Source organism: Furfurilactobacillus rossiae (assembly GCF_013394005.1).
Taxonomy (GTDB): Bacteria; Bacillota; Bacilli; order Lactobacillales; family Lactobacillaceae; genus Furfurilactobacillus; species Furfurilactobacillus rossiae.
Genome location: NZ_CP040582.1, coordinates 1 through 9,572, shown reverse-complemented (window position 1 = coordinate 9,572; position 9,572 = coordinate 1). Strand labels below are relative to the sequence as shown.

General features: G+C 36.6%; 9 protein-coding genes and 1 pseudogene. 5 read left to right on the top strand and 5 right to left on the bottom strand.

Features of this window, described 5'->3' with window-relative positions; translation table 11 throughout:
• Positions 1-81 precede the first annotated feature (81 nt).
• From LROSL1_RS00100 to LROSL1_RS00085, 4 genes are all read left to right on the top strand, one after another.
• On the top strand, positions 82-345 hold the full coding sequence (locus tag LROSL1_RS00100; protein ID WP_001748062.1) for a type II toxin-antitoxin system PrlF family antitoxin: 264 nt from the start codon (positions 82-84) through the stop codon (positions 343-345).
• Positions 345-692: a type II toxin-antitoxin system PemK/MazF family toxin gene (locus tag LROSL1_RS00095; protein WP_178913281.1), complete on the top strand. Its 348-nt coding sequence runs from the start codon at positions 345-347 to the stop codon at positions 690-692. Before LROSL1_RS00100 ends, LROSL1_RS00095 begins: the two co-directional genes overlap by 1 nt.
• Positions 693-1,052: 360 nt before the next feature.
• On the top strand, positions 1,053-3,350 hold the full coding sequence (locus tag LROSL1_RS00090; protein WP_014271901.1) for a glycoside hydrolase domain-containing protein: 2,298 nt from the start codon (positions 1,053-1,055) through the stop codon (positions 3,348-3,350).
• Between the two features lie 1,142 nt (positions 3,351-4,492).
• Positions 4,493-4,960 carry a Dps family protein gene (locus tag LROSL1_RS00085; protein WP_003587210.1) on the top strand — a complete coding sequence of 156 codons (468 nt, stop codon included), beginning with the start codon at positions 4,493-4,495 and terminating at the stop codon, positions 4,958-4,960.
• A 41-nt stretch (positions 4,961-5,001) separates the two neighbouring features.
• On the opposite strand, the pseudogene LROSL1_RS00080 reads toward LROSL1_RS00085, so the two are convergent.
• Positions 5,002-5,091: pseudogene (locus LROSL1_RS00080) on the bottom strand (IS30 family transposase); the annotation flags it as partial.
• A 257-nt stretch (positions 5,092-5,348) separates the two neighbouring features.
• Here LROSL1_RS00080 and LROSL1_RS00075 point away from each other — a divergent pair.
• Positions 5,349-6,148, top strand: a protein-coding gene (locus LROSL1_RS00075; RefSeq protein ID WP_088899809.1) for an IS5 family transposase whose coding sequence is annotated in 2 segments (ribosomal slippage) — positions 5,349-5,619 and positions 5,619-6,148 — 801 coding nt in all. Because the reading frame shifts where the segments join, the coding sequence is not laid out codon by codon here.
• Between the two features lie 39 nt (positions 6,149-6,187).
• On the opposite strand, the gene LROSL1_RS00070 is transcribed toward LROSL1_RS00075, so the two are convergent.
• From LROSL1_RS00070 to LROSL1_RS00055, 4 genes are all read right to left on the bottom strand, one after another.
• Positions 6,188-6,706: a helix-turn-helix domain-containing protein gene (locus LROSL1_RS00070; protein ID WP_001748066.1), complete on the bottom strand. Its 519-nt coding sequence runs from the start codon at positions 6,704-6,706 to the stop codon at positions 6,188-6,190.
• A complete protein-coding gene (locus LROSL1_RS00065) occupies positions 6,699-7,634 on the bottom strand; it encodes a replication initiation protein (protein WP_001748065.1) in 936 nt (311 codons plus the stop codon). The genes LROSL1_RS00070 and LROSL1_RS00065 overlap by 8 nt, the downstream gene beginning before the upstream one ends.
• A gap of 719 nt (positions 7,635-8,353) precedes the next feature.
• Complete coding sequence (locus LROSL1_RS00060; protein WP_001748064.1) at positions 8,354-8,566, bottom strand: hypothetical protein; 213 nt, start codon at positions 8,564-8,566, stop codon at positions 8,354-8,356.
• Between the two features lie 418 nt (positions 8,567-8,984).
• The gene (locus LROSL1_RS00055) at positions 8,985-9,572 is read right to left on the bottom strand and encodes a site-specific integrase (protein WP_001748063.1); all 588 of its coding nucleotides are present in this window, start codon (positions 9,570-9,572) and stop codon (positions 8,985-8,987) included.

Below are 9,572 nucleotides of genomic sequence, written 5' to 3'. Positions count from 1 at the left end.
GATAGTCTTTTCTCCTTTTCTTGAGATATTAAAGCAGTTATGTTATTATTTTTTGTAAGGAAAAAGTAAGGAGATGATATTGTGAGTGCAGGTAATGTAACTAAGGTTAGCTCAAAGATCACAAGTAAAAATCAGATTACAATTCCTAAAACAGTACGTGAACTGTTAAAGGTTCGGTCTACTGATACAATTGAATGGCAGATTGAACCAAATGGTAAAGTAATGATTGTTCGTAGTAAACCGGATCTATGGCAACTTGTTGATGAACAAGAAAAAAAGTTTGGAAATCTCAGTACAACAGAAGTTGATTGGGGTAAAGATGTGGAAAGCGAAGACTTTGATTAATGAAATTAAAACAAGGCGCTATTTTATGGATTAATTTAGATCCGGCTAAAGGCACTGAAACTAAGAAAAAGCGACCGTGTTTAGTTGTAAGCAACGATCACTATAATCGCTATTTTAATACGGTGCTAGTTGTGCCAATCAGTACCTCTGACAAATATCGTACCCAAGAAAAGTATGCTAAATCGCCGTTATTTATCAGGATAGATAACGGGAAAATTCACGGGACAGCGTTATTGCAACATGTCCGTGCTGTCGATCCAACAAAACGATCAGATGGCGAAGTTGTGGCCACTTTATCTCGGCAAGAAATTAGTTCAATTAGTACAAAGGTCCAACAATTTTTCTAAAAAGCAGATGTTATTTATTGATAAAAACAAAGAATAACCCCCAATATCTACATTATAGATATTGGGGGTTATTTTAACAATGTTTTCAAGGGGCTATTTGGTAAAAATGGGCCCTTAAAAATATATAGCTTACTTGATCTTCCCATTTTCCTGGAAGATCTTTTTTGTTCGAAAATAATCCGACAAAAATTTGTTTTCTTGTTTTTCTGTGCTAAAATTAAGCCGTCTACTCGAACGTGTGTTCGAATATTGAGCAAATAATTTTTAAGGAGGTTGAATCAGAAACTGCTTACTCATTTGATAGCTTGTTCGTTGTAGGCGCTTATGGTTGCTAAACAACACAGAAAGGACGATTTATGTATGGATGAAATGGTAAAAGAAACACAAGTCTGGCTCAACAAAACTTACGGTAAAGTTTCTGGCTTTGGTAAAGTACCCGAGGACGGTAATACTGGTTGGAACACAGTTTATGGGTTAACTAGAGCCCTGCAACACGAATTAGGTATCACAGATCTAGTTGATAATTTTGGCCCTTCAACTGCCGCTAAATGGGATACTCAATTTGCTAATAAAGTTAAAACTGGCTTTAAGCACAATGTTGTTAAAATAATCCAAGGTGGCTTTTGGTGTAAGGGTATCAACCCTGAAGACTTTACCGGAGAATTTACTACTAACACGGCTGCTGCTGTCGTTGAATTAAAAAAAGACGCCGGTATCAAAGACACCAGCGCCAATGTAAACTCGGATATTATGAAAGCCTTGTTGACAATGAGCGCGTTTGTTTTAGTTCCTGGTGGGGACGCTAAAATCCGTTCAATGCAACAACAGCTTAATCATGATTATCAAGCTTACACTGGTATTTTACCATGTGATGGAATTTATCAAAGGGATACGAACACTGCTTTGATTTATGCTTTGCAGTCAGTGGAAGGTATGGATACTGGAACTGCTAATGGTTATTATGGTCCTGGTACGATCAATAAAACACCAACTGTTAATTCTGGCGCAACTGGGGCAATCGTTAAAATTATTCAATATGGTCTTTACGTTAATGGTTTCTATTCAGGCGCCTTCAATGGCCAATTTACACAAAATGTTGCCGACGGTATAGTTTCCTTTAGAAAATTCATGAAGTTGCCTCCTTATACTTCAACTGCTGACCTAACTGTGATCAAAGGCTTATTAACTAGTAATGGTAACACTAACCGATCTTCAGATGGTGTCGACATGGCTACTCAAATCACATCAGCTGCTACGGCTAAATCACTGAAAGCAGCTGGCTATAACATTATCGGCCGTTATTTGACAGGAAGCGTCGGGACTGGTGCTGATAAACGAGATAAAAATTTGACTAACACTGAAGTTAAACTGCTATTAGATGCTAACCTTAAGATTTTTCCGATTTACGAAGATGGAGGTTATGAAGAAAGTTATTTTAATAGCAAGCAAGGTTTCGCAGACGCTTCTATTGCCGTTAATACTGCACGTCAGCTTGGCCTACCAAGTGGGACAGTTATCTATTTTGCCGTTGATGTTGATATTCAAGATGGAAACATGAGTAGTACGGTTGTCCCCTATTTCGAGGGTATTACTGGTATTATAGGATCAACTGAATATAAAGCAGGTATTTATGGAACACGCAATGCGTGCTTGCATGTAAACCACTTAGTTAAGTATAGTTTTGTTGCTGATATGTCTTCTGGATGGAGCGGAAATTTAGGGTTCAAAATGCCTGAAAATTGGAGCTTTGATCAATTCAATGAATTTACTGGAGCTTCAACAGGGATTGATATGGATCAAGTTGCTGTCTCTGGTAAAGATAACGGAGTTTCTAAAGTTACCAAAGTTAATATAAATCCTAACGCTGCTTTCTTTACCCAACTGCAACAAGTAGAAGACCAGGCATATAGTTATATCAGCGGTGAAAGCTCTTCAACACCTGCTGAACAACTTGTTACCCAATTTTATAGACAATTTTCCTATTCTTCACCAAGTTGGGCACCCTTGGCCGGTGGATTAAATACTAGCTGGTTAGCATTCGCAAACTCAGCATTACATGTTTCAAAAGAAAGTGACTTCGAAACTCTTTATGATAGTACTACTGGCATAAAAATTGGCTTACCACACATGATGGCTTCTTTAAACGCACTTTTATTTTGGGGAGAACCACAGTCAGCCTCAGGAATTCAGGACCTTGGGGGCTGGTGTGGAGATCTTTTAACAAGTATAGAAGATGCTCATCTTAACCAGAAAAAATACGGCTCTTTTTATGAATCAATTACTGCATATGTAGGTAATAAAGGGCAATTTGGAAGGGAAGATTTGGTTGACGATTTGGATGCACTTAACGTTTACAGTACAATCCATTCGCAAAACAACCAAACTATATCCAAAATTATTAAAACTTATTACACCGGTAATGAAAGCTCCGTTCGCTTTAATTCTTACCTAAGTAATCGTTTTGATGATGACCTTGATTCACTACAGAACGACACATATACTCTTTTAAAAGGTGGTACAGGTTCATGGGGTGCAGCTTATAAAACCGCTTTATTGGCTTTTAAAAAGTTTAAATTACAAAAATATCCTTCTTATACTGACAGTGAAGCAAAAGACGCCGCTAAAGCTTTTCGCAAGTTAATTGAACAAAACGCATAGAAAGTAATAAGCAAAATGATAAACTATATATATTAGTTTATCATTTTACTTATTTTAGTTTTTTACTTTTATCTAAAAAATAGAAAGAGGTGCTAAATCAGCCTTGTACTCATGGTTAATCGTAATATTAGTTGTTTTTTTTCTCATAACAATTGATTTTTTATATTTATGTGACCATATAAATGATACTATCATTGAAAATGGCTATTTTAAAAACATTCTTACAATTATTATTTCAATTTTATCTAGTTGGTTCATCTCCAAATATTTGGGCCCTTTTTTTCTAAATTTCACTTCAGAAGTTGGAGTTACCAATTCATTCGGCTTTATATTAATAATTGTTGCATTAATAGGCTTTTCACTCCTATTCAACGCTGCAAGGCATGACATTGTAACTAGGAAAAAAACTGTACAGCAGGCTCAAAAAAAATACTTCAGACACAATCAAGTCCTAACTTTTTCTATGGTTCATTACGTAATCGGAATAAGTAGTGTTGTAATAGTTAATAGCATTGTATATTTACCAATCTTCCTCGACTTTTTAATTCCGATTCCCAAAAGTTACCCTGGTAACGTTGAAAAAATTGAACTCCAAGAATTCATTACTTTTATTATTACTCTTGTAATGCCTTTTTTAATCATAGTTTTTACCCCCTTTTCTTTGAAAAAATTACTCTCCCATTTCAATAAATAGGGTCCATTATCTAGTATAGACCCTATATATTCATAGCCCCTTTCTGTTTGGTGTTAAAGTATTAGTCATCGATGTCATGCACTATCTTGTTTAGCTCCGTTTTGATGGAACTGGAAATATTTTCTAAATTGAAATGATTATATATTTCTTTATCCTTAAGCATCCTTTTTTGTGCCTTATTTAATTTACACTCATTGTTACCCACTACCCATTCATCCTTTCTACGTATAAAGGGGTTTGCGCACTTTCCTTTAACGCGTTTTGAACATCTTCATAAGGTAAATAAAATTCAATTGTAGATTAATTTTACAATCTTCCATATAACGTCTCCATCTTTTCAAAACGACTTAATTCTACGGGCTATAAATAACTTAATTTGCCAGTGTATAACGTTTCAGATTAAGCTACCACTAAGTTATAATAACCATATCGAAAGGAGACCAATCTAATGAAATATACGAAAACCAAAGCAGTATTAAATCAACTCGTTGCCGATTTGAGCCAGATGTCAATGATTATCCATCAGACGCATTGGTACATGCGTGGACCCAACTTTTTGAAGTTGCACCCCTTGATGGATGAGTTCATGGAAGAAATTGACAGCCAACTCGATGTCATTTCTGAACGGCTGATTGCGCTTGATGGCAGTCCTTACTCCACCTTAAAAGAAATGGCCGAAAACACTAAGATTCAAGACTGGCCTGGTGAATGGGACAAAACAACCCCAGAACGCCTCGCACACTTAGTTGATGGCTATCGTTACTTGGAAGACCTTTACCAACACGGCATTGAAGTATCCGATGTTGAAAAAGACTTCAGTACCCAAGATATTTTCATTGGTCTCAAAACCGCAATTGAGAAGAAAATCTGGATGATTCAGGCAGAGCTTGGGTCGGCGCCGGAAATTGATGAATAAAATAATATTAAAAAATCGGTAGACTTATGGTAGATTTTAAAATTAATCCGAACGCCCATTTGGATATTGGACAGCCCTAGTTCACAAAAGGTTTCGATTTTAATTCGTTCGGAATAGGTTATACTAGACAAAAGATCAGCTCCTAAAAGATGGGTTTGTGGTAAACACCATTTTAAAGGAAGCTGATCTTTTTTGTCCGAACAGCGTTCGGATTAATTTTACAATCTACCCACCAGAATAATCTGTGGGACAGTCCCAGCCCTCACCCTTTAGCTTGGCAGCTACAGATTGTTCAAATTTATCTTCCGCTATTTAAGAACGTGTTTGGATACTTTGACATTCGATTTGATTTTAGTTAAATTAGATCAAAAACAGGAGTTTTTAATCCATGAAAAGCTTTGCACACCATTATAGTAGCGACATCTCTCGTGAACAATTTGAACTAATCCGGACAGATCTAGAAGGCATACGTAAGCGGACTAAGCCAAGAAAGGTTGATTTATATGATATCTTTTGTGCCCTGCTTTATACCTTGAAAAATGGGTGCGTTTGGCGCGATTTACCCAGCGATTTTCCTAAATGGGAAACCGTCTATTATTACTGGTTACTTTGGACTAAAACGCCATCTCCTGCTGGTATCACTCCTCTGGATAAGGTTTTAAAAAAATTGTCAGCCAACATCGGTTGGCTCAGAAGCGTTCAGTTTATACATCGTTCATCATTCTAGATGCTCAAAGTGTCAAGAATACCGATCCTGCTGAAAGTAGTGGCTACGATGGTGGTAAAAAGGTGAGTGGGATTAAGCGCCATCTTGCTGTAGATATCAATGGGCTGCCGATGGCAGTCCATGTGACAACCGCCAATGTTTCTGAGCGTGATGGCGCCAATGCGCTACTGGCGTTAAACAAATCACAGTTTGACCTGGTTCAACGAGTAATGGCCGATGGTGGTTATACTGGTAACAACTTTGCTCAATCAGTTCAGGCAATGATTAACGCTGAAGTCATTATTGCTAAACAGAGTGACCTTAGGCACGGTCAAGTGACCCCGCAACGCTGGGTTATCGAACGCAGTTTTAGCTGGCTAGGAAAATATCGGCGCCTCTGGCGCAATTGTGAGCGAAAGCTGAACACCAGTAAGATGATGATTAGCTTAGCCTTCCTGCGAATACTCTTGAAAAGATTCTAAACACGTTCTAACTAGTCTTCTTTTCTTTTTTAGTTGTAACTATTTACCAAAACGCCACCACTTTTTAGGTTTAGGTTGTGACTCCGGGGTGCTATTTTCAGGTTCCGGTTGTTTGTCTGACGTCACTTCTTTTTCACTATTATCATGCGGTGCCATCGTTAAGGCTTTCAAGTCCTTAATTTCTGCCTTGTATTCTTCGAGCAGTTGTTTGTCCTGTAAGGCCAATCTTTGTTGCTGATCTAGTAACTTATGTAACTCTTTCTTTTCAGATTGAAATTCTGATACTAAATTTCGAAGGAATTTCACTTCATCTTGTCCATCAACCGCATCTTTTTTGTTGTCGTCAACATCATCTTTTTGTTGACGGTATCTTGTTGATGAATCGTTTGAGAACATTGCTTTAATAGCTTTTTGCCCATCAACATCAACGTAAACAGTATTGCCTTTTGTTGATGTAAATTGACGCAAATCGATTGACGCATCTCTTTTTATCTTTTGCCATATAGCCTGCTTTGAAACGCCCAATTCATCAGCAAGTTCTCTAATAGTTTTAGGCATGATTTCCAAACCCCTTTCGGAGTTCAGCAAGTGCTTCTTGTCTTGCTTGATCTCTTATTTTTTTATCGTGCTCGGCCTGTTTATCAGCCAATGCTTGTTTCTCAGTAGAGCCTAAAGTTAACCCCTTAACCTTGTCAATGGCGCGCCATTTTTCCTGCTCTGTTAATTCACCATTATGCTGAATATTAAAAAGCTTTTGACGCTCATCTTGTAATTGGCCTTGTGAGAAATCATTGGCATCTTTCTTTTCTGGTTTCCAGGTAAACGAATAGCCAATAACTGGTTTCCCACGCCCTTTACCATATTTTTTTCTAACCGTTAATCCTCTAAACAAAGGAGTTAATTCTTCTTTAATGGGTTTTATAACAAATTTATCGACGTTAGAGGGACTATTCCAGTAACTTTTGGGCATATCTAGTAATTCAAAAAAGTCTTCTTTAGAAAAATAAGCATATCCAGTGGTTCTGAACTGTTTTAGTAACCGAAACATTGTTTTTGCGTAACTACTTTTTAAATCTCTAAACTCTGCCAACGCATAACGAACCCAACTTTCAAGCTTGTTTAAAAGGGGTAAAGCACGTTCATAAACTTTTACGTCTACATAAGGTTCTTCTGCATCTCCATCAATTTTAAATTCTGTAAACAAAACAAAAAACTCTCGAGTTAATCCACTTTTACTTCGTCTACCAAAATGTAATCCCATCATTTTTTCATAAGTTCTCTGAATGTCATCTTCAAAACGGTTATTTGCAGTAGGTTTATAAGCACTTAGCTCTTTTAATTGATCAAAAGTAAAACGAATGGTCTGATCACTCTTATCACGCATACGAGAAATAATCGAAAAAAATAAATTCATTTCAACTGGAGTAAATTTTCGAAGTGGAATGGTATTTAACTCTGGATCATATTTAATAATTTCATTTCCCATGCTGTACCTCCTAATGATTACAAATTAATTTTAGATTATGTTTATCAAGTAGTCAACTTTATAGTTCTACTTGATAAACAGACAAAACCTACTTGATAAACAGACAAAACCTACTTGATAAACAGACAAAACCTACTTGATAAACAGACAAAACCTACTTGATAAACTTCTATAAGCCTTGGGAGAGTAAGGTTCAAGAGGGGTCTAAAAGAGGTTTAAAAGAGGTTTATAAAAGAGGTATATAAGAGGCACCACTGTACGAGATCAAGACCTAAAATCAAAAACACAAAGGAGTGAGCCAAAAACCGGCTCACATTAAACTCCATTCGCTACGCTCTTTGCGCCTCACTTCGTTCGTTGCCTAAAAAGGTGTGGCAAGCCACATTTATACGGGCGCTGACGCCCCGCACCCCGTCAAGCTGAACCAGCTTGACCGTTTTTTCACTCACCGTTAGGCAGGAAAGCAAAGTTTTATAGAAACTTTGGCTTTCGCCAATTCAGTGTTAAGACTGGTTTAGAGCTGTCAATTCCTTATGCTCCCACGCTTTGCTCGTCCGCTACCATTGACAGCAAACAGTTAGCTTTTCTAAAACATAATAAGAATTTAACTGCTATGTCCCTTTTAAGGCCTTTATTTTCAATTCTCAGCAGTTTTAAGCATATTTACATATAATTTATGCCAAAACAAAATAAAAAGCCCTCAGTGAGCTTTTAGAGGGCTAAATTACAAATCCTGGTCGATTAATAATATCTTCTTGTCTTTTTTGCAAAATGTAAGTGTACAAGGAATTATACAAATTCTGTTTGATCTCATCAGGTTCATGAACAAAAGCTTCAAACAATTCTTGAATATCAACTTGCCAAGGATCAGCAAGCATTTCATCAATTGGCTTTAATACTTTTTTTTCGTCCATCTGAGTTACTCCTAACATTAGCTAATTATTTCAGGTTTAAATTAAAGGCATCTTTTTATAGTTAGTTATTCAAAGATGGTAATTAAGTTTAGAAAGAAAAACGGTGTAAAGCAATTAAAAAGATTTGTTTGAGCGCAACGAAATCTAATACAACTTTTTTTAGTATAAGCACAATCAACTTTAGTTGTTGTGTGTAAGTGCGCATTGAACTAAAAAACAACCTTTATTTCAATGATCAAGTTAGCTATTTTTTAGCGTCATTAAACGGAATGAAATGAGTTTAGTGCGCACTTACACATAGAAAATCTATGTGAGTCCGCAAACTGAGCAAATCTCGGTCAAGGCGCACTTACACTCCACCAAAATTTAGTAGAGGTTTTGTGCTTAAAATCTGTCTCAGAAGTTGCCTTCGGCAACAACTAAAAAATAACCAATTCTAACCAAAATCAATTTGGTCTAACATAGTTTCGGTACTTGCTTGGTCCAAGCCTAAATAAGCTAAAGTCATCGCTTCACTTGAATGATTTAATAAGTACATAACCAAACCAATATTATAATTAGATTGCGTATAAACTCGATAAGCTCCAGTCTTGCGCATCGTATGGGTACCAAGGTAATTAATACTTAAAAGATCGCCAACTTTGCTCATGATTTTGTAGAACTGTTTTTCTGTGATATGTCGTTCGGGGTGTTGAATGGAAGGAAAGAGCCATTCAGATTGTAACTGATTATCAAGCAGCCATTGACGATACAACAAAAGGTCTGTTTGAACCGGTTTAAGATACAAGGTATTAGGTTTACCAGTTTTTTTATCATGAATAAACGCATTTTGTTTAATGGAACCGTTCGGATTAAAAATATTGGTCTGTTTTAAGCACATAACGTCACTGACTCTTAGTAGCGTAGCTTTACCAACTTGAAAAATTGTATAGTTACGACGGCCAGCTTTAAAATTATTGAGTAACGTATCTTGAACTTCTTTGAGAACATTTGAATCTTTGATGGGTAGGACAACTTGTTGCAT